General features: G+C 62.7%; 22 protein-coding genes. 15 read left to right on the plus strand and 7 right to left on the minus strand.

The window, feature by feature from the left end:
* Positions 1-73: 73 nt before the first annotated feature.
* The 7 genes from WC585_RS07810 to WC585_RS07840 form a co-directional block, all read right to left on the minus strand.
* The gene (locus tag WC585_RS07810) at positions 74-346 is read right to left on the minus strand and encodes a GreA/GreB family elongation factor (protein ID WP_373257109.1); all 273 of its coding nucleotides are present in this window, start codon (positions 344-346) and stop codon (positions 74-76) included.
* Between the two features lie 227 nt (positions 347-573).
* Entirely contained in the window at positions 574-2082 is a 1509-nt protein-coding gene (locus WC585_RS07815; RefSeq protein ID WP_373257195.1) for an FMN-binding glutamate synthase family protein, read from the minus strand.
* A gap of 425 nt (positions 2083-2507) precedes the next feature.
* A complete protein-coding gene (locus tag WC585_RS07820; protein ID WP_373257110.1) occupies positions 2508-3095 on the minus strand; it encodes a hypothetical protein in 588 nt (195 codons plus the stop codon).
* Complete coding sequence (locus tag WC585_RS07825; protein ID WP_373257112.1) at positions 3079-3501, minus strand: GreA/GreB family elongation factor; 423 nt, start codon at positions 3499-3501, stop codon at positions 3079-3081. The genes WC585_RS07820 and WC585_RS07825 overlap by 17 nt, the downstream gene beginning before the upstream one ends.
* Positions 3502-5162: 1661 nt before the next feature.
* Entirely contained in the window at positions 5163-5453 is a 291-nt protein-coding gene (locus WC585_RS07830; protein ID WP_373257113.1) for a LuxR C-terminal-related transcriptional regulator, read from the minus strand.
* A gap of 931 nt (positions 5454-6384) precedes the next feature.
* Positions 6385-6993: a response regulator transcription factor gene (locus WC585_RS07835; protein ID WP_373257115.1), complete on the minus strand. Its 609-nt coding sequence runs from the start codon at positions 6991-6993 to the stop codon at positions 6385-6387.
* On the minus strand, positions 6990-8363 hold the full coding sequence (locus WC585_RS07840) for a sensor histidine kinase (RefSeq protein WP_373257117.1): 1374 nt from the start codon (positions 8361-8363) through the stop codon (positions 6990-6992). Before WC585_RS07840 ends, WC585_RS07835 begins: the two co-directional genes overlap by 4 nt.
* 289 nt (positions 8364-8652) lie before the next feature.
* Between WC585_RS07840 and WC585_RS07845 the strand changes: the two genes are divergently transcribed.
* The 15 genes from WC585_RS07845 to WC585_RS07915 all read left to right on the plus strand — a co-directional run bounded on the left by WC585_RS07845 (position 8653) and on the right by WC585_RS07915 (position 20341).
* Positions 8653-9075 (plus strand): PleD family two-component system response regulator, encoded by a 423-nt coding sequence (locus tag WC585_RS07845; RefSeq protein WP_373257118.1) that lies wholly within the window; start codon positions 8653-8655, stop codon positions 9073-9075.
* A gap of 153 nt (positions 9076-9228) precedes the next feature.
* Complete coding sequence (locus tag WC585_RS07850; protein ID WP_373257119.1) at positions 9229-9909, plus strand: TorF family putative porin; 681 nt, start codon at positions 9229-9231, stop codon at positions 9907-9909.
* 44 nt (positions 9910-9953) lie between these two features.
* Positions 9954-11867 carry a methyl-accepting chemotaxis protein gene (locus WC585_RS07855; RefSeq protein ID WP_373257120.1) on the plus strand — a complete coding sequence of 638 codons (1914 nt, stop codon included), beginning with the start codon at positions 9954-9956 and terminating at the stop codon, positions 11865-11867.
* Positions 11867-12133 (plus strand): STAS domain-containing protein, encoded by a 267-nt coding sequence (locus tag WC585_RS07860; protein ID WP_373257122.1) that lies wholly within the window; start codon positions 11867-11869, stop codon positions 12131-12133. The genes WC585_RS07855 and WC585_RS07860 overlap by 1 nt, the downstream gene beginning before the upstream one ends.
* On the plus strand, positions 12130-12495 hold the full coding sequence (locus tag WC585_RS07865; RefSeq protein WP_373257123.1) for a response regulator: 366 nt from the start codon (positions 12130-12132) through the stop codon (positions 12493-12495). The genes WC585_RS07860 and WC585_RS07865 overlap by 4 nt, the downstream gene beginning before the upstream one ends.
* A gap of 2 nt (positions 12496-12497) precedes the next feature.
* Complete coding sequence (locus WC585_RS07870) at positions 12498-14735, plus strand: chemotaxis protein CheA (RefSeq protein WP_373257125.1); 2238 nt, start codon at positions 12498-12500, stop codon at positions 14733-14735.
* A 2-nt stretch (positions 14736-14737) separates the two neighbouring features.
* Positions 14738-15205: a chemotaxis protein CheW gene (locus WC585_RS07875; RefSeq protein ID WP_373257196.1), complete on the plus strand. Its 468-nt coding sequence runs from the start codon at positions 14738-14740 to the stop codon at positions 15203-15205.
* The gene (locus tag WC585_RS07880; protein WP_373257127.1) at positions 15202-16068 is read left to right on the plus strand and encodes a protein-glutamate O-methyltransferase CheR; all 867 of its coding nucleotides are present in this window, start codon (positions 15202-15204) and stop codon (positions 16066-16068) included. The genes WC585_RS07875 and WC585_RS07880 overlap by 4 nt, the downstream gene beginning before the upstream one ends.
* On the plus strand, positions 16065-17087 hold the full coding sequence (locus tag WC585_RS07885; protein ID WP_373257128.1) for a chemotaxis response regulator protein-glutamate methylesterase: 1023 nt from the start codon (positions 16065-16067) through the stop codon (positions 17085-17087). The genes WC585_RS07880 and WC585_RS07885 overlap by 4 nt, the downstream gene beginning before the upstream one ends.
* A 12-nt stretch (positions 17088-17099) precedes the next feature.
* Positions 17100-17489 (plus strand): response regulator, encoded by a 390-nt coding sequence (locus WC585_RS07890; RefSeq protein ID WP_373257129.1) that lies wholly within the window; start codon positions 17100-17102, stop codon positions 17487-17489.
* Positions 17486-18028, plus strand: coding sequence for a chemotaxis protein CheD (locus WC585_RS07895; RefSeq protein WP_373257130.1), 543 nt, complete (start codon positions 17486-17488; stop codon positions 18026-18028). The genes WC585_RS07890 and WC585_RS07895 overlap by 4 nt, the downstream gene beginning before the upstream one ends.
* Positions 18028-18390, plus strand: coding sequence for a hypothetical protein (locus WC585_RS07900; RefSeq protein WP_373257131.1), 363 nt, complete (start codon positions 18028-18030; stop codon positions 18388-18390). The genes WC585_RS07895 and WC585_RS07900 overlap by 1 nt, the downstream gene beginning before the upstream one ends.
* Complete coding sequence (locus WC585_RS07905) at positions 18387-18989, plus strand: response regulator (RefSeq protein ID WP_373257133.1); 603 nt, start codon at positions 18387-18389, stop codon at positions 18987-18989. Before WC585_RS07900 ends, WC585_RS07905 begins: the two co-directional genes overlap by 4 nt.
* A complete protein-coding gene (locus WC585_RS07910) occupies positions 18986-19474 on the plus strand; it encodes a chemotaxis protein CheE (protein ID WP_373257134.1) in 489 nt (162 codons plus the stop codon). The genes WC585_RS07905 and WC585_RS07910 overlap by 4 nt, the downstream gene beginning before the upstream one ends.
* Positions 19475-19693: 219 nt before the next feature.
* On the plus strand, positions 19694-20341 hold the full coding sequence (locus WC585_RS07915) for a hypothetical protein (protein WP_373257135.1): 648 nt from the start codon (positions 19694-19696) through the stop codon (positions 20339-20341).
* Positions 20342-20345 lie beyond the last annotated feature (4 nt).

The following is a 20345-nucleotide window of genomic DNA, read 5'->3' on the forward strand; positions in this document are numbered from 1 at the left end:
ACCGCGACGAGGTTACGATCTCGCGTCACATGATCACCGGTGCCGAGGGGGAGGGGCCAGCAAAAGTGCTCGGCTAGAATCGGAGACCGACAGGAGGCGTGACGCGAGCGACGGACATCGGGTTGATGGTGCCGTCCCGACCGGGCCACCAAATCGTCGTCCCGAGCCGGAGACCGATCAAGGCGGCTCCCTCCCTGGACAATACTGATATGAACCCGGCCGCAGGGTCAGCTTCATCGGGGTACACCAGCAGAACATCTGGCGACCGGACTCCGGCGTCCTCGAACCGTATGATGCCCGTCAGCGTCACCCGCGCCCATTCTGTGAGGGCCAGCCCCCTGTTCACCGGAGAGACTTCACTTTGCCTGTCCGTCTATGCATGGGAGAGCGGAGGAGCGATTGGGGAGCTCGTTGAGGCCATGACGTCTGTCCTGTCTGAACGCGACGCGACGACGCCATTTTGAGCGCTTTGGACGCCTGTCTGTCAGGACTGATCCTATTGCCAGGGCCGGCAGAGTACTATTCAGATCGGGATAGTCGCCAAAGCCCTCAGGACGAGGAACACGATCAGCGCTAAGGCGCAGTGTCAAAGCTGTCCGCTCTGGCGAGGCTCCAAGCCTGGCCATAGAAGTCTCGGTCAGAGTTGCCCGTTAATAGTTCGCCCTTTTCGAGAAACATATGCAGCTGCGAGAACAATCTAATCTCGGTCAGACTGACGCGCCGAACGAGATGATGCGGGCCAAGCCTGCTCGGATGATCCAGCCCAGCTGCGGCGATCATCTCGGATAACGCCAGCAACGTGTTTCGGTGAAAGCTGTAAACACGATCGGCCTTGTCGCCTACCACGAGCGCTCTTTGTCGTATCGGATCTTGCGTGGCTACGCCGCTAGGACACTGGTTCGTGTGGCACGACAGGGATTGTATGCAACCGATGGCGAACATGAAACCGCGCCCTGCATTAGTCCAGTCCGCGCCGAGGGCCATGATCGTAGCGATATCGAATGCGCTGACGATTTTGCCGGCGGCACCCACCCTAATGCGGTCGCGAATGCCTGCTCCCACAAGGGTGTTATGCACAAAAAGCAGGCTCTCGCGGAGCGGCATCCCGAGATGGTCCGAAAATTCGAGTGGGGCCGCCCCCGTTCCTCCTTCGGCACCGTCAACGACGATGTAGTCCGGATAAATCCCCGTCTCGAGCATCGCTTTCACGATACCCATAAACTCCCAAGGTTGACCCACGCACAGCTTAAATCCCACAGGCTTGCCGCCCGACAAATCGCGCAACCGCGCGATAAAATGTGCGAGCTCAAGTGGCGTGCTGAACGCTGAATGTGAGGACGGAGAAATACAATCCTTGCCGACCGGAATACCCCGAGTGAGAGCGATTTCGGGCGTGACCTTCTCTCCCGGCAGTATCCCGCCTTTCCCCGGCTTCGCCCCTTGGCTGATCTTCAACTCGATCATCCGAATCTGGGGATCAGCAGCTTGTTCAGCGAAGCGGTGCGGATCGAACTTACCGTCATTGTCGCGGCATCCGAAGTAGCCGCTCCCTATCTCCCAGATGAGGTCTCCCCCGTGTTCACGGTGGTAGGGGCTAATGGAGCCTTCGCCCGTGTCGTGAGCGAAATCACCGAGCTTTGCGCCTTTGTTTAGCGCGCGGATGGCATTAGCGCTCAAAGCGCCGAAGCTCATCGCCGAAATATTGAAAATTGAGGCTGAGTAAGGGTGTCGGCATTCTTCGCCGCCGATCAGAATTCTGAAGGTGCCGGGATCTGCTGCGGGAACGGGTCTTGTCGAGTGCGCTATGAATTCGTAGCCGTTCTCGTACACATTCAAAAGGGTGCCGAACGGACGATCGCTGACCTCATTCTTAGCGCGCGCGTACACAAGAGAGCGCTGGCTTCGGGAGAACGGAGTTTCTTCGTGCTCGTCCTCGAACAGGTACTGTCTGATGAGAGGGCGGATTTCCTCAAAGAGCCAGCGAAGCCGACCCACTATCGGGTAGTTGCGTCGGACAGAATGCGCAGGCTGAGTCAGGTCGTAAACTCCCAGCGCAGACAGGGTCGCGGCCAAGCCGCACACTGCCCATGCCCAAGGTTCAGGAAGCGCCGGCATGACCAAAAGCATTGCGGCGAGACTCGCTGCGAGCGGGGCAAAGCGAATGACTGACAAAAGGGACTCCGAACTCTGTGCAGAGACGTAATGGCGACCCGGCCAAGATGACGTCGATGCAAGTGGGAAGGCTGGTGGTCACTCCGGGACCACTGCGTTGAGGCCGTATCTTTCGACACCGGCAAAGATTGCTAACCGACAAGCTAAGTGTTGGAGGCGACGTCAGCCGACCCCCACGACGAACAGACCGAGACAGCTTGCGAGAACCAACGCCAAGATGATCCAGCGCTTCTTGGCGTGAGGCCTGACGACTTGGAGTCTCGAATGGCCCCCGGGGTAGAATGGCGGCTTTGGACGGCCGACCTCGGACCCTACGATGTTGTGTCGGCCTCTCATTACGCACCGCTCCCGGCAAGGCGATTGATCCAGCGGTTCACGAAACGCCAAGGCCCTTCGCCAGACAGCGTTTCAGCGCGCTCGAGAAGCTTTGGGATCGAGCACAGCATTGTCAGCCTCACAGCGTCCGAGGCCGGGATACCCGGATGGCTCCAGAGCTCTTCCTGGAGGATGGCATCCTGCCTCAGACATTCAGCGAGAAGGTCATAGCGAGCGTCCTGGCACAGGCGTCGCGCGTGACGCGCCTCGATCGCAGAGACGACGCTTTCCGTCTCTGATCGCTGGTGCGGCCCGAGAGCAAAGACGCGATCGATGATCACACTGCGCGCTCCAGAACAGCAGTCCAGGTCGATCAGCGGGCGATCCGGATGAAACGACTCGACGCCGTGTTCAAGAGCCGCCGACAACAGTTGGTCCCGGGCAATAGGCGACATTGCGAGCTCTGCCGCCTTGGCGAGGAGGAGGTCCTTGGGGTCCTGGCCGGGACGCCGGGTTTGCAGGTCGATACGGTCCCACTGAGCGGCCGCAATCGCGTCTGCGACCGCAGCATCAAGGATCCGAACGCTGAGGTCACTCAAGTTCGGCATGAGGCTCGTCTCCTATGTGGAGAACCTTCAAGCGATGCGGACGGCCATTGTCGTCTGCCCAGGCAAACTCGGTGTCAGCCACCAAACCGAGGAGCGAAGCCCCTACAAGGCTGAGTACAGAAACCTGGCGCTTGTCGATATCGGCGTCGACAGGCGCGACAAGTTTGATGTTTCGTACCTGTCCTGAACCGAGGTCCTCATACGTGACCCAGCTGCCAATGCGACAGAAGGGTCTCCCGGAAAAGGACTCGTTAACGATCACGGCTCGTGACAGCTCCTCCTCCAGCAGCCTTCCAGCCGCACCGGAGCACGACGCGTGCCCCATGAGTGACTCGATGGTCTCCATATCCTGAGACGTCATCAGTAGCCGTGGCTTGCGAACGGCTCTCGCCTTGACGCTGGTCATTTTCAACCTTCCGGGTTCGGTCATGAAATCGCGCAGCCGAAACGATCGACTGAAGTCGACGCGTCTGACTGGATGATTGAGATTTAAGTGTTCGGCTGAACGCCTGAGCAACAACCCATTCGAGGGTCGCTACACCGTAGTGTTTTCAAACGAAAACAGACCCCAAACTCTGAGCTTTCGCTCAACGTGAGTTTGGGGCTAGACGCCTCCGACGAAGCGTCCGGCGTGAAGCGTATTCCGCGAATGGATAGCGCATTTCCACATGATGATGCCATCTATGGATTTACTAGTGGTGTCTTGTCAACTTCGCGGCCTTGGCGAGTGCTATTCTGCCTTCAGAAAGGTCGATGCATCGCGTTGGGGGAGGGACGCACTTCGCTGCCCGCAAAGCCGGCCAGAAAGCGTTGCGTGCTTCGTCAGGCGATGGGCGAAGTAAACCTACGTCGAGGATGGGCGGGTGGGTCCCTCGGACCTACGCCCGTCAAGGTGAACCCAGCCAATAGGCTGCTTTTGCTGATGCCATACGACAGGCGACCACTCCTCGCCGCAAGCCGTCACATCAAAGACGACCTCCATGCCGCTAAGACGCGATTGCGCGTGGCCCCGGGCTATCTCATTTTCGCTGAACATGACGCCGTGCTCTAGGCAGTCCAGAAGGACCAGAGACGCACCGGGTGACAGCTTAATGATGATCGGTCTCAACACGTCAGCCTCGCTCCGCACGCCGGCGGACCATCTCAACCTTACCACAACCCCCACCCCTCGCTTGCCTATTACCCATGGCGCACGATCGGCGCGGGGTAGTCACGATAGCCGCCGCCCGGTGCGGGGTTTGCCTACGTCGCATTGCCCGTCATTGGCCATGACCACGATCGCCTTCGGGCTCGACCACATCCGGTGGAAGTTGCACAAGCTTCAGTGCTCTGTCGGGCGCATCATTTTCTGGACGACAGGGTCCAGGAGTGACGAGATGACTTCAAGGTCGAATGCATCTTCGGCTTCGGCTAGGTCCGCCAAGACGCGCGGTTGGTTCTGGCGCATGGTGGATATGCGATAGTGACAGCCGTTCGCCCGACCGTATGACTTCGGCTCCCCAACTTCGTATAGCTTTACCCCCGCCTCTTCGCGCAGCAGCTTCCTAGTCGATGCCATGACGTTCACTCTCCACCATGAAGTTCATCACAGGCAACCAACGGAGTCGAATTAATCTCCTCAGCCTCTCGTGGGCCTCCTGGCCAAATGTGCGTGATGGGTGGAGATACGGCACGTCAAATGCTGTGCATCATCTTAGGCAGCAGGGCCTTGGCGTCGGCAGCGCTTTGCGCAACGAGATGGCGTCGGTACAGAAACTTTTGGGCGAGGAGTTCACAACGGTCGTGAGCTGAAGGATCGTTGCTCACAAAGATCGTGTAGCTTTGTTCACTCGTTACGGCGTTGAATGCAGCCGCGATAGTGTCCAGCTCTTCGGAGGTCGCCTGCTCGTGGGGCTTGCGGATATCGATGATCCAATCTCAACTACCGAGGGCCGGTCGAAGCTTCGTCAGTTGCAGGATGGTTGCTGCGACGGTCGTGGCTTGAGGCTCTGGGAGAACGGTGAGCCAAGCCCGCTTCAATTCTTCTTCGAGTTTGACGTGCACGGACATCGTCTAGTTCCTTCGACCTCAAGACGTCGTCAACCGGGATGCCAACCGGATGGCTTGTGCTAGCCCGCGAACGTTCATCTTGCTGTAGATCGAGCGCAAATGGGTGCGGACAGTGTTGGTGGAGATCGACAGACCGGCAGCGACCTGTTTCGGAGCCTCGTCTTCCAAGATGAGCCTCAGCACATTGGCCTCCGCGAGAGTGAAGCCAAACGCGTCGCTTAGCTGGTCGATGACTTTGGATGCGCTGTCACTTTGGGCGAGGGCGACGAAGGCCATCGCGCGGTCTGCCACAGGTACGACCCAGATCATTCTCCATTCCGCATCATCTGCGCGAAGTAGCCGTTGAACTCTGTCCCTGCCGCCTTTGCAGACCGCCGATAGCGCGGCGCAAAGAATCCGCTGGCTCGCCTCACAGTGAAAACGCAGCCGCCCTCCGCATTCAGACAGATAGGATCCGGCAGCGAGAACGCGGCGCGCCTCCCAGTTGGCGGCTTGTACACGGCCTAAAGCGTCCACCAGGAAGCAGGCTCGAGGGCTGATCTCAAACCATTCTGCAGTCTGCGCGGTTGGTCGGCCGACAGCAGGGGGAAGTGGCAGCTCGGATTGTGTTGGTTCGCTGAACTGATCTAGGTCGCTTACAACAAGGGGATGAACGTGCGTTGTATCTGTCGAACGTATAATCTGCATGGTCGTCTCGCTCTGTGAGGAACGCAACTGCTGGATTTGTGTGGTGCTCCCCGTAGGATCGAAATAACTGAACTCGAGCTGACGGTTAGCTGCCTAGCTAAAACACTGATCAAAATGATTGTTAGCCTAACGCTGTTATACTAAGCTAACAATCTAGTCCTTCCCTCATGGGAGTCAAAAGGGAAAATAGCCCAGCGAGCTCGGAATGCCTCAGCGTGACCTTGGTCGTTCTGTCGGCGTCAGCCGAGCGTGTCCATGACCCGGTCAGGGCCGCCGCGCCAAAACCGACTGCGGTCCAATTTTCACCCCGCGTTGTGCGCTGGCTTCGGGCGGTACGCGGGGCGGGGCCCTTGTTCTTCGCTTTGGTCCGTCATGCGTATCGTTGCGCATAATGGACATTCCGTGAAACGGCACCGTCAGTTCTAATGGGCCACGCTCCCTTCCGGTCTCTTCGTCAGACTGCCAGATGGGAGCGCTCGATGCCGCTGTTTTCGCAAAGCACGCTTGCGCAATGCAGGTGCCGAAATCCGGCAAACTGACCGCACAGTTAGGTTCAGGTCATGCGCACAAGGCTCATCCGGACCAGCGACGACAGATTCTCGGCCCCCATCTTGGCCATTACATTTGCGCGGAAGATTTCGACGGTCCGCGGGCTAATCTCCAGATTAATGGCGATCTCCTTATTAGACTTGCCTTCTACTAAGGCTTCAAAAACCTCGCTTTCCCGCTTCGTCAGGGTGGCCCGCCGCAGTTCTGTCGTCGCCGAGCGTTCGCGTTTGAGCCGCTGGTCCGTCAGAAAGCCGATGCATCCGCGTACCGTCTCGACCAGCCGCTGAGGATCGAAGGGCTTTTCAATGAAATCGACCACACCGGCCTTCATCAACTGAACGGCCATGGGCACTTCGGCGTGGCCCGTGATGACGATGACGGGCCACGCATGGCCCTTGATCTCGCCCAGTCTTCGGACGACCTCTGCCCCATCCATGTCCGGCATGCGAACATCGGTCACGACGCAGGCCGAGGCTGCGTCCGGCAAGCGACTGAAGAAGTCCGCTCCACTGATGAAACCGCGCGCCGTGACGCCCTCGCTCCTAAGCAGGGCCAGCAGGGAGTCTCGCACAGCATCGTCGTCGTCGATGATGAATACAGGATGATCTGTCACGCCTCCTCCAGCTCTCGTTCCCGCATCAGACTGAATGAAAAGGCGGCTCCTCCCATGGGGCTGCGATCCACGCTCAGGGTTCCGCCATGACTTTCAACGATGGTCCGGGTCACCGACAGGCCAAGCCCCATCCCGGAATTCTTGGTCGTCATGAGAGGTCTGAAGATCATGTCGAGTTGTGCCGCATCGACCCCCAGTCCGTTGTCTTCGACGCGTAGCTCGAACAGATCGGGGCTGAGCGCCCGACCGGTAATCAGGACCCGACCGTCCGGGCGCCCTTGCAGCGCCTCCACCGCATTGCGGATCAGGTTTAGCATCGCCTGCTGGAACTGGATTCGCTCGACGCGCACCTGATCCGACAGGTCGTCGATATCGACGTCGATCGTAACGCCGCCGTTGCGCTGGATCATGCCCAGAACACCCTGCATGTCGGCCATCATGGCGGCGACACGTTCGACGCCGAGGCTGCGGCTTTCATGGGCCAGAAGCTCGCGCATACGCCGGATGATGGCCCCCGCCCGCAGCAACTGGGCTTTGGCCAGATCGATGGTGGAAACAGCCGCCGTCCCCATCGGACCCGCCTTCTCCACGGCATTGCGGCTGGCATGCAGATAGGTGGTAGCTGCGCTGAGCGGCTGGTTCAGTTCATGCGCCAGAGACGCGGCCATCTCTCCCAGGGAGTTCAACCGCCAGACACGATTGAGCTGGGTGTGCAGTTCCCTGGCCCGCGCATCTGCGGCATGGACCTGGGTCAGATCCGTCAGGCACAGAGTGGCATAGTCGCCGTCAGGATTGGCAGGCATGACCCCCAACTGGATGCTGAGGGGATAGGTGCGTCCATCGGGACGACGGCCGGTCCAGACCACGTCATCGCCCGCCTCCCCCTTTGCCGCGCCCATGTCGTAGGCGTCAACGAAATCGGACATGGGACGGGCCATCGCCTCATCGGCCGACACGCCCAGAACGGTGCAGGCATGGTCGGTCAGGAAGCGTATGCGCGCCTGTCTATCGACCGTTACGACAGGAACGGAGGTCAGGATCGCATCCAGCATCTGGTTGCGATAGGCGAGCCGCTCCGAAAGATCCTGGGCCCGTTCCTGATACGCCCGCAAGCGCCAGCACATCTCGGCCACGAACCAGGACACCACGATGAACAGCAAGCCATTGGTGGTCAGATCGACCAGACCCTCGCGCTGGACCAGCATGCCGTTCGCCGCGATGGACAGGCCGATGGCCAGCCCCGTCGCCAGCCGGTGCGTCAGCATGGCCGTGATCATGACGGCAGGTACAAAGGGAAGATAATAAAACTGGCCGAAATGCTCCAGCAGTTCCCGCACCAGTAGCGAAAGACTGACGGCGACAATCGGCACCAGAAAAGCTTTCGGCCCTTCCATTGCGCGAAAGATTCGCAAGTTTGGCATAGCAGGCAAGGATCGGCTCATTTATGCACAACAGCGCCGCGCGGCCGTTAACTGTGCTTTTCTATCAAATCGTCTGGCTTGGGAACAAAAAAGACTCAAGTATCACCGTTTGTCGAGCATCTGTGCTTATTACTATTGCTGATTGCCGCATTCCCGCCACCTAGGGATTTCTACGTATCGGCAGGCTTACGGTCTCTTGTTGAACTGCCGCGATGGTCTGGATCGTGGGAGTAAAGTCATGAAGCCTGCTCTGACGATCCTGGTGGTCGATGATTCCGAGCCGATGCGCGCCATACTGGCGACCATCCTGACGTCCAGGGGCCATGCCGTGGTGCTGGCCGATTCGGTGTCAGCGGCCAAGGATGCGCTGATGGCACAGCGGCCAGACCTTATCCTGACCGACTACAACATGCCCGGCGGCAAGGGGTCGGAGCTGGTGCGATGGATCAGGGCACATGCGGTCTTCGACCACGCCCCGATCTTCGTGGTGTCCAGTGAACAGGACCCCAGACTGCACCTGCGCATGGCACAGGCGGGCGCGAGTCTCTGGATCAGCAAGCCAGTCTGTATCGGATCGCTGTTGAGCGCCGTCGACGCGGTGGCAGGTCAGCATTACCTGCTCTCGCCCGACAATTTCGAGACGCGCGCACGGGCCGTCTGAGCCGCCGCGGCCATGCGCCCTGTCCCCGCAATCCAGCGCCTGCCTGACCAGAGACCGCCCTAGGTATTCCTACGTATGTGACGGTTCATATTTAATTCCAGCGTTCGGCAGACTTTCGGGATCATCTTCAAACAGAGTTCAATGATCCGCAGAATGCGTATTTCCAATCTCCTCGCAGCCATCATCACAGCCGGTACAGCCGCGCTTCCCGCCGTCGCCACGGCCCAGGACTTCAGCGGCCAGATCGGCGTCGCCAGCCAATATGTCGGCAAGGGCCTGGGCAAGAGCGCCGAGGATCCTTCCGTCTTCGGCTCCGCCGAAATCGAGGCCGGCCAGTTCTATGGCAGTGTTTTCGTCTCGACCGCCAAGCTGTCGCAAGGATCCGATTCAGAGATCGTTTCGGCTATCGGCTACAGACCAGAGGTCGCCGGCTTCGACCTGGACCTGTCGGTCATCAACCGCGAACTGCCGGGCACCCGCGCCGGGGTCGACGCCAACTACATGGAATACCAGGCCGACATCTCCCGCAAACTGGGACCGGTCGCGACAAGACTGCGCGTCAACTATACGCCCGACGGGTTCGCCGCCACCCAGGAAGCCTGGTGGGTCGAGGCGCAAGGCACGATCGCGCTGGATGGCAAGACCAAGGCTTCTGCGGCCCTGGCCGAACGCTCGGCTGACGGCGGGGCGGAATATGTCGCCTGGAACGTGGGCGTGAAGCGCAAGCTGACAGACCGGATCGCCCTGGACGTCCGCTGGTTCGACACAGACGGCCACAGCTATGGCGAGGCCTATGATGGCCGCCTGGTCGGTGCCCTGTCCTTCTCCTTCTGATCTGAATTCCCGCGCTCGCGCCCTGGAACCCAAAGGAATCTGCCGTGAAACTGTCCAACCTGCCCCTCAGCCGAAAGCTGATCTTCGCTTTCGCCGCCGTCCTGCTGGCCATCGCGGCCATGGGGGCGACGGTGTTCTTCAACCTGCGTGCCCTGTCTGCGGCGGGTGAACTGCGCAGCAGTGCCAACCAGATCGTGCGCGACACGGCCATGGCCGAGTTCAAGCTGGCCCGGCAGGAGAACGCCCTGCGCGGCTACATGCTTTCGGTCGACGACTATTACGTCGAGCGCGTGAACGGACATCGTGCGGATTTCAAGGAAGCCCTGGGGTCGATCCGCGAGAACGGCACCCCGGCCACGGACGCTCAGGTCGATGCCATCGAGGCCGCTTCGGACGAATGGTTCGATCAGATCGCCGAGACAGGCATTGCCCTGGCTCGCGACCCTGCGACCCGGCAGCAGGCCATCGCCATGATCGGCCCTGATGGCCCGGCCGACGGCCTGATGGGCAAGGTCGAGGAGGCACTGGAGGTGCTGAAAACCGCCAATATGGCGGCTCTGGACGTGGCTCGCGAGGGACAGCAAAGCGCAAGCAACACCGCGCTGATGGCCCTCTTCGCCGGCCTGTTCGCCGCACTGGTGATCGCCCTGGGTGCCGGCTGGGTGCTGAGCCGCGGTATCGGAGGTCCGATCGCGAACATGATCGGCTATATGCGCCGTCTGATCGGTGGTGACACCAACTTTGAAGTGCCCTGCGTCAGCCGCAAGGACGAGTTCGGCGAGATGGGCCGCGCGGTCATCGCCTTCCGCGACGCCGCTATAGAAAAGACCCGTCTGGAGGCCGAGACAGAGACGCAACGCGCAGCCGTCGAAGCCGAACGGGCCAGGAACCAGGCCGCCGCCGATGCCGCCGCTCGCGAGCAGGCTGTGGTGGTCAGTGCTCTGGGCGAGGGGCTGGATCACCTGACGCGCGGTGACCTGACCTATACGCTGAGCCAGACCTTCCCGGGCGTTTATCAGAAGCTGAAGGACGACTTCAACGCCGCCATCGGCCAGTTGAAGGACGCCATGAGCGTGGTCGTCACCAATGTCTCGGCCATCCGATCGGGTTCCGGCGAAATCAGCCAGGCGGCCGACGACCTGTCGCGCCGTACCGAGCAACAGGCCGCCAGCCTGGAAGAGACCGCCGCCGCCCTGGACGAGATCACCGCCACGGTGAACCGCACCGCATCAGGCGCGAAACAGGCGTCGGAAACGGTCCGGGCCGCCAAGGGCGATGCCGAAACCTCCGGCGTCGTCGTCCGCGACGCAATCACCGCGATGGGGGCCATCGAGAGCTCGGCGCACCAGATCAACCAGACCATCGGCGTGATCGACGAGATTGCCTTCCAGACTAATCTGCTGGCCCTGAATGCCGGCGTCGAGGCAGCACGGGCCGGCGATGCGGGACGCGGCTTTGCGGTCGTCGCCTCCGAAGTGCGGGCCCTGGCCCAGCGCTCGGCCGAGGCAGCCAAGGAGATCAAGGTTCTGATCTCGGCCTCGACCACCCAGGTCAACTCGGGCGTCAGCCTGGTCGGCCAGACGGGCGATGCGCTGCAACGGATTGTGTCGCGAGTGGCCGAAATCGACGGCCTGGTCTCCGAAATCGCCGCCTCCGCCCAGGAGCAGGCGACCGGCCTCCAGCAGGTCAACACCGCCGTCAACCAGATGGACCAGGTCACCCAGCAGAACGCCGCCATGGTCGAGCAATCGACCGCGGCCAGCCACTCCCTGTCGCAGGAGGCTGAAAGCCTGGCCGCCTCGGTGTCGCGCTTCCAGATCGGGGCGACTTCGCAACCGGCCCGCGCTCCGGCTCGTCAGAGCCATCGCCCCGTGGCCGCGCTGAAGACGGTCGGGCGCGGCGGCGCGGCCCTGAAGCCGCAACCGATCGCCAATGAAGATGGCTGGGAGGAGTTCTGATGACGGCATCCGTCACCCTGCCTGCCGTGCTGGATCTCCAGCAGGCCGGCCCCTTGCGGGACCAGTTGCTGGCGTTGCGCGGACAGTCCGTGATCGTCGACGGGTCCGCTGTCGAACGCCTGGGGGGGCTTTGCCTTCAGGTTCTGATCTCGGCCCAGCAGACCTGGGCCCGCGATGGACTGAGCCTGGTCATCGACGAGGTCTCGGAATCCTTCGCCAACCAATGGAACGCCTTCGGCGCGTCCGATCTGGGAGAAGTCGCGTGATCAAGACCGTGCTGACCGTCGACGATTCGCGGACCATGCGTGACATGCTGATGCTGGCTCTCGTCGAGGCGGGCTATCGCGTCATCCAGGCCGTCGACGGCATTGACGGGCTGGAAACCCTCAGCGCCGAAGGCGCGGATGTCGTCATCACCGACATCAACATGCCGCGCATGGACGGCTTCGGCTTCATCGAAGGCGCGCGCGCCGATCCCAGATACCGCGCCACACCGATCCTGGTCCTGACCACCGAGAGCGATGCCGTCAAAAAGCAGCGCGCCCGCGATGCCGGTGCCACGGGCTGGATCGTCAAGCCCTTCGACCCAGTCAAGCTGGTTGATGCCGTGCGCCGAGTGGCCGCCTGATCATGACCGACGCCGTCGACCCCTTCGAAGCCATCAAGGTCGTCTTCTTTCAGGAATGCGATGAACTGCTGGGCGACCTAGAAACCGGCCTGCTGGCCATCCAGTCCGGCAGCGCCGACGACGAGACTATCCATGCCGTCTTTCGCGCCGTGCATTCGGTCAAGGGCGGGGCGGGAGCGTTCGGTCTGGATGATCTGGTCCGATTTGCGCATGTGTTCGAAACCCTCCTGGACGAACTCAGGGCGGGACGCAGGCCCTGTGATGAGCCGACACTGAACGCCTTGCTGCGGGCCGCCGACGTGCTGGCCGACCATGTCGCCGCCGCGCGTGGCCAGGGGGCCCCGGTCGAGCCTGCACGCTCCGCGGGTCTGGTCGCCGAACTGGAAGCGCTGACGCATGGTGATGTCGCGCCCGTTGCCGAAACTGTCGTCGAGACCGTGGCCCCCTTGCCGGTCGAGGCGGACGAATTCGGCTTCAAGCCCATCGCCTTCGACCTGTCGTCGCTGGACGCTCCGGCGGTTGCAGAGCCTTCCGGGGGCTGGCGGATCGTTCTGCATCCCCACGCCCAGATGTATGCCAAGGCCAATGAAACCGGCCTGCTGCTGCGCGAACTGGCCCGCCTGGGTCCGGTCGCCGTGTCGCTGGATACCTCCGCCCTGCCGGACCTGGCCGAAATGTCGCCGGAAGACGCCTATCTGAGCTGGACCATCGAACTGACCGGACCGGTGGATGAAGCCGCCGTGCGCGAAGTCTTCGATTTCGTCGAGGCCGACTGCGACCTGAGCGTCCGCCCGCTGGACAGCGTGGCGACGCCGCTTCCCGTCGCCCAGACGACCCCGGATTTGGACATCGCCGCCCTGCTGGCCCGCGCGACAGCCGACGTGCCCGCGCAACCCGAACCCGCGCCCGTCGTCGCCATTCCTTTCCCGACGCCCGCTCCAGAGCCCGTGCCCGTGGCTGCTCGGGTTCAGGCCACTCCGACCCCCGCTGCCACGCCCGCGCCGGCACAGGCCCCTGCCGCTGCCCCGACGCCCCCTGCCGCCGTCACCATCCGCGTCGATCTGGAGCGGGTCGACCGCCTGATCAACGTCGTCGGCGAACTGGTCATCCAGCAGGCCATGCTGGCCCAGCGCGTGACCGAAAGCGGCCTGGCCCGTTCGTCGGGCATTTCCGTCGGTCTGGAAGACCTGGAGCTGCTGACGCGCGAAATCCAGGACAGCGTCATGGCCATTCGTGCCCAGCCGGTGAAGTCTGTATTCCAGCGCATGCCGCGTCTGGTCCGCGAAGTCGGCGAAATGACCGGCAAACGCGTCCGCCTGGTCACCGCCGGCGAGGACACAGAGGTCGACAAGACGGTGGTCGAACGCCTGGCCGAACCCATCACACACATGCTGCGCAACGCCATCGACCACGGACTGGAAAGCCCCGACGACCGCGTCGCCGCCGGCAAACCGGCCGAAGGCACGGTGAAGCTCGTCGCGCTGCACCGCTCGGGCCGGATCGTCATCGAGATCAGCGACGATGGGCGCGGTATCAACCGCGAGCGGGTCAAGGGGATCGCCGCCGCCAAGGGGCTGATTGCAGACGACGCTGACCTGAGCGACGAGGAGATCGACAACCTGATCTTCCTGCCCGGCTTTTCCACCGCTGAGACGATTTCGGACGTGTCTGGCCGGGGCGTGGGTATGGACGTCGTCAAGCGCTCGATCCAGGCGCTGGGCGGGCGGATATCCATCGCATCCAATCCCGGCAAGGGCTCGACCTTCACACTCAGCCTGCCGCTCACGCTGGCAGTGCTGGACGGGATGGTGGTGGCCGCCGCTGAACAGACGCTGGTAGCGCCGCTGACGGCCATCGTAGAAAGCCTGACGCCGCGTGTTCAGGACGTCCATCACGTCGGCGGCCATGACGCCGTCATTCGCTTCCGCGACGAGTTTGTGCCGCTGATCGACGTGGCCCTGAACATGGGATTCCGTGACACGCCCGTGCCTCCGTCCACCGGTGTGGCCGTGGTCATCGAGACGGAGGCCGGCTTCCGTGCCGCCCTGCTGTTCGATGCCATCCAGGGCCAGCGCCAGGTCGTCATCAAGAGCCTTGAGACCAACTACCAGCAGGTCGAGGGCGTTGCCGCCGCGACCATACTTGGCGACGGCCGTGTCGCCCTGATCCTCGACGTCGATGCGATCGTGGCCACGGCCAGACGCAAGACGACCCGTCCCGAACTGAAACTCGCGAGCTGATGATGACCGAGCAATTTTCCACTCCCGCCGCCGCCTCACGCGAGCTGATCGCCTTTCGCATCGGCGAACAGGAGTTCTGCGTGGACATCATGGCCGTGCGCGAAATCCGCGGCTGGACCCCGGCGACGCCCCTGCCGCGCTCGCCCGGCTTCATGAAGGGGGTCATCAACCTGCGCGGGGCTGTTCTGCCGATCATCGATCTGGGCGTGCGGTTCGGCCTGACCACATCAGAGCCTACGGCGCGGCACGTCATCATGGTGGCCCACATCGGAGGGCGGCTGGTCGGCCTGCTGGTTGATGCGGTGTCAGACATCATCCAGCTGCGCGACGAGGAAGTTCAGCCGACGCCCGACGTCGCCAGCGATCATGTGAAGGCCTTCGTCAAGGGCATCTTCGCGCTGGATGGCCGGATGATCAGCCTGATCGAACTGGACCGGATCTTGCCGGAGACCGAGGCCGAGGCTGCATGACCACTGCCACGGGACGCGACACCCTGGTGGAAGGCGAGTTCGTCTTCACCGCCGAGGATTTTCGCCATATCGCCCACATCCTGCATACCCACGCCGGCATTGCACTGAACCAAAGCAAGGCGGCGCTGGTCTATTCGCGCCTGGCCAAGCGGTTGCGCGTGCTGGGCCTGCGCAGCTTTCGCGACTATTGCGCCCTGGTTCAGGGCGTCGATGGTGTTGACGAACGCCAGGCCATGACGGCGGCCCTGACCACCAATGTCACCCGCTTCTTCCGCGAACCGCACCACTTCGACCACCTGCGCGACGTGGTCATGCCCGGCCTGGCCGAGCGTGCTCGTGCCGGGGGGCGGGTCCGCCTGTGGTCCGCCGCCTGTTCGAACGGCCAGGAGCCCTATTCCATGGCCATGACCGTACTGTCGGTCCTGCCCGAGGCGGCGGATCTGGACGTGCGCATCCTGGCCACCGACATCGACCCGAACATGGTCGCCCAAGGCATCACGGGCGTCTATTCCGAGGAGACGCTGGAGGCCGCGCCGGCCCTGCTGCGTCACCGCTGGTTCGACAAGGCCCCGGCCCACGGACCGGATCGTCTGAGCGCCAATGACACCCTGCGTCGGCTGGTCAGCTTCAAGGAGCTGAACCTGATCGGCGACTGGCCCATGCGCGGCAAGTTCGACGTCATCTTCTGCCGCAACGTCGTGATCTATTTCGATGACGCGACCCAGGAAAAGGTCTGGAACCGCTTCCTGCCGACCATGGCCGCCGACGCCACACTGTATATCGGCCATTCCGAGCGCGTCAGTGGATCCGCTACGGCGCGGCTGACCCCCAGTGGGCTGACCACCTACAGGCTGGCCGCATGACCGTCTCCGTCCTTGTCGTCGACGACAGCCCGACCATGCGCGGTCTGATCACCGCCGCCCTGCGCCGCGACCCGGAGATCGAGGTCGTCGGCTCGGCCTGCGATCCCCTGGAGGCGCGCGAGGCGATCAAGCGGCTGAACCCCGACGTCATCACCCTGGACGTCGAGATGCCCAATATGAACGGGCTGGAGTTCCTGGAAAAGATCATGCGCCTGCGGCCCATGCCGGTGGTCATGGTCTCGACCCTGACCCAGGCGGGCGCAGAAGTGACGCTGGCAGCGCTGGAGCTGGGCGCCGTCGATGCGGTCGGCAAGCCCGGTGCCGGAATGACCGCTCAGGATGCCTTTGCCGATCTGGCCGCCAAGGTGAAGATCGCTGCGCGGTCGAACGTCAGGGCCGGAGCCGGCACTGCCCCTGCACGCGTATCGGACACCTATCGCGCCGCCGCCGACCATGTGCTGGCCATCGGGGCGTCCACCGGCGGGGTCGAGGCCCTGCTGAGCATCATTTCCGCCTTTCCGGCCAACTGCCCCGCCACCGTAGTGACCCAGCACATGCCGGCCACCTTCACCCCCAGTTTTGCTGCGCGGCTGGACCGGGCCTCTGCCGCCACCGTGCGTGAGGCTACCGATGGTGCCCTGCTGGAACGAGGCTGCGTCTATATCGCCCCCGGTGGAGAAGCGCATCTGGAGGTGTCCGGCGTGACGCCACGTTGCCGACTGGTGCGGTCCGAAACGGTCAGCGGCCATCGCCCATCGGTGGACGTCCTGTTCGGCTCCGTCGCTCGCCTGCGCCGCCCGATGACGGGTGTGATCCTGACCGGGATGGGTCGCGACGGAGCTCAGGGGCTTCTGGAGATGCGACAGGCGGGGGGCCGCACCCTGGGTCAGGATGAGGCCAGCTGCGTCGTCTACGGCATGCCCAAGGCCGCTTTCCTGCTGGGGGGCGTCGAGCGCCAACTGCCCCTGTCCCGCCTGCCGTCCGCCATTCTCGATTTGTGCGCCGATCCTGTTGCTTGAGGTTTTTCAGTCATGCCCGCTGCTTCCGCCATCCACACTCTCATCGTCGACGACCAGGCCTCGATGCGTTCGTTGATCCGCGCCAGTATGCAGCAGCTCGGCTTTCGCGAATTCCGCGACGCAGCTGACGGCGAGATTGGCCTTCGCGAGATGATCACCAAGCCTGCGCACCTGATCATCTCGGACTTCAACATGCCGAATCTGGACGGGCTCGGCCTGCTGCGGGCCGTGCGCGCCCACCCGCCGACCGCAGGCGTGGCCTTCATCATGCTGACCGGGCGGGCGGATCGCGACCTGGTCCAGCGCGCGGTGCAGTTCGGCGTCAACAACTATCTGGTCAAGCCGTTCACCGTCGCCCAGTTGAAAGAGAAGGTCGAAGGCGTCTTCGGGCCTCTCACATGACGGGCGCGGTTCCCGATATCGGCCACAAGGTTCACGTCGGCCAGGGCGAGCATTTCGTCACCGATGATCCGGCTGTGATGCTGACCACGATATTGGGCAGTTGCGTGGCCATGTGCCTGCGCGATCCGGTCGCGGGCGTTGGCGGCATGAACCACTTCCTGCTGCCCGAAGGCGATGGCGGCGGTACCGCCGCGGGCCGCCGCTACGGGGCCTATGCGATGGAAGTGCTGATCAACGACTGCCTGAAAGCCGGAGCCCGGCGCGAGCGGATGGAGGCCAAGCTGTTCGGTGGCGGTCGCATGTTCGACGCCCTGCGCGACGTCGGTCTGGCCAATGCAGAGTTCGCAGAGCGCTTCCTGCGTGACGAGGGCATCTCCATGATCGGTGGAAGCCTGCGCGGCGTGGGTGGGCGACGGGTGCAGTACTGGCCTGTGTCCGGTCGCGCGCTACAGCGGTCCGTCAATGACGCCCACACGCCAAGGGCCCCGACACGACGCGCCGCACCGGTCGTGGATGCCGGTGCGCTGGAGCTGTTCTGATGACGCCATCGCAGACCCCTTCGCTGCTTTCCGCCCTGGCCGACGAACTCGCCTTGACCCTGCCTGTCGTGGAAGGCCTGTCTGCCCTGGTCGTCGAGCATGCGATCCAGGCCGATGCGCTGCACAGGCCGCGCATCCTGATCCAGGCCCAGGCCGTCGACGACCTCAGCCAGCGGCTGGCCGCGCTTCGAGACCTGACCGAAGCCCTCTCGCACGGTGCGAAGGTCGAGGCCGCGCTGGACACGGTATCGCTGGCAGAAATGGCCGCACGGCTGCGTCTGGCCGTGAACGGCACCGCTTCGAACACCATGCCTGTGGCTTCCGCCACGCATGGCGACCTGATGCTGTTCGATCACCCATGATCCGCGATCCCCGCCCCTCCAGTCGTGTCAACCTGGAACAGGCCACGGTCCTGTTGATCGACGACAATCCGCAGGCGCTGGATATCCTCAGCTCCATCGTCCAGGGCTTCGGCGTGCGCGAGCAGATCCGTTGTGGGTCGGCCGTCGAGGCCAGCGAGATCGTCAAGAACCGGGCGGTGGATCTGATCCTCGTGGACTGCGCCATGCCTCAGATGGACGGCCATGATTTCGTGCAATGGCTGCGCCGCGAGACGCCGGATCCCGTCTGTCTGACACCGGTCATCATGCTGACCGGTCACGCGGCACCGTCAAAGGTTCACAAGAGCCGGGACTGCGGGGCCAGCTTCGTAGTCACCAAGCCCCTGACGCCTGCGGTATTGCTGCAACGGATCCTGTGGCTGGCCAACGACAAGCGAGACTTCGTGAAGGCGGAAGGCTATGTCGGACCCGACCGGCGTGTTCGCAGCTTTGGACCTCCGCTTGGGACCGTCGGGCGCCGCTCGGGTGACCTGTCGACCCATGTGGGCGAAGCCTCGGAAGCCAATATGGACCAGTCCGATATCGACACCCTCATCAAGCCGCGCCGGGTAGCCTTGTGACCGAAGCCAAGATTTTCAAACACCGGTCCAGTCTGGCCAAGAAGATGGCCGTGCCCGGCGGCAAGGCCGTTGACGACGCCCTGCAAGCCGCCGAGGCGGCCCTGGAAACACACCGGGATGCGGCCATGCATACCCTGGACGTCACCCTGATCCGCCTCGACGCCTGCTGCGCCGCGCGCGAGCGCGATCAGGTCTATGTCCAGGCCGCCGCCATGCTGGACATGGCCGGCTTCTTCGAAACAGGGCCCCTGCACCCCGCCGTTTTCAGCCTGTGCGAAATCAGTGATCCGGCCGGCGACCATGTCTGGGACTGGCCCTCCGTCGAGGTCCATCTGCGCGCCCTGCGGATGATACTGCTGGATGAATGCCGTACGACCCAGAGCAGCCAGGTCCTGCTCGATGGCCTGGCTTCGGTGCGACAACGGTGCCGGTTGATCGTGCAGTCAGGAGGGGGCTCTGTCAGCCCAAACTTAGCCGGCCGGTAATCGGGGGCACGTAGCGTCGTCGCGATGGCCAAGTCGAAAAACCCGTCCCGCTACTTCGACAGCGCGCCGAAGGTGATCCTACTCGGGCGCTGACATGTTAGCTGGACTAGCTGGTGTGTCTGCCGATCCTCAAGATAGCAACTGGCTTAAGAAGTACGTATTACAGCTTACCTTAATATTCATTAGTAATTCAGACTGATGTGCGACCGTTTGGACGCAATGTTCACTCGCAAAAAGCTTGGTTTTGACAGCGATTTCGACCTGACGGGTGCGGACACTCGCGCTCAGGCCGGCACGCGCTTGTTCGTCGCCGTTTTGGTGTTTGCCTCAGGGCTGACGGCCATCGACTGGCGCATTATGGTCGTTTGGGCGTGCGTCTTCGCCGTAGGCGACTCGCTGCTCTGGGTTGCGACAAGTCCCAAAAATCAAGAACGCCACCCGCTTGCCTTCCGCATCCTGCGTTTGGCGTCGACCTTCATATCGACGTGCGCTTGGGTCGGGGCCGGCATTCTGTGGTGGATGTCTGGGGGCGATATCGGGAAGGCGGCCGGGACGGCGCTCATCGGCGGCGTGCTGGTTTACATCGTTCGCGGCTGTCACAAGTCTTTGACCCAGTTGATAATCACCGCAGGACCTCCTGCACTGGTACTCCTCGTGCTGCCTTGGTTCGAAGACACGTGGCGCGAGAAGATCGGTCTTCTGACCTGCACAGGGTTTCTGGTCTGCTACGCGCTAAGCTCAGCGATCAACGCTGTGCGATCATACTGGCAGCTTCGCGAGACAACTGCGGCGCTCATTGTAAAGCAGTCAGAGGCTGAAGCAGCGAGTGTCGCCAAGAGCGAGTTCCTGGCCAATATGAGCCACTAAATCA

This window comes from Brevundimonas sp. (assembly GCF_041648055.1).
In the GTDB taxonomy this organism is placed as follows: domain Bacteria; phylum Pseudomonadota; class Alphaproteobacteria; order Caulobacterales; family Caulobacteraceae; genus Brevundimonas.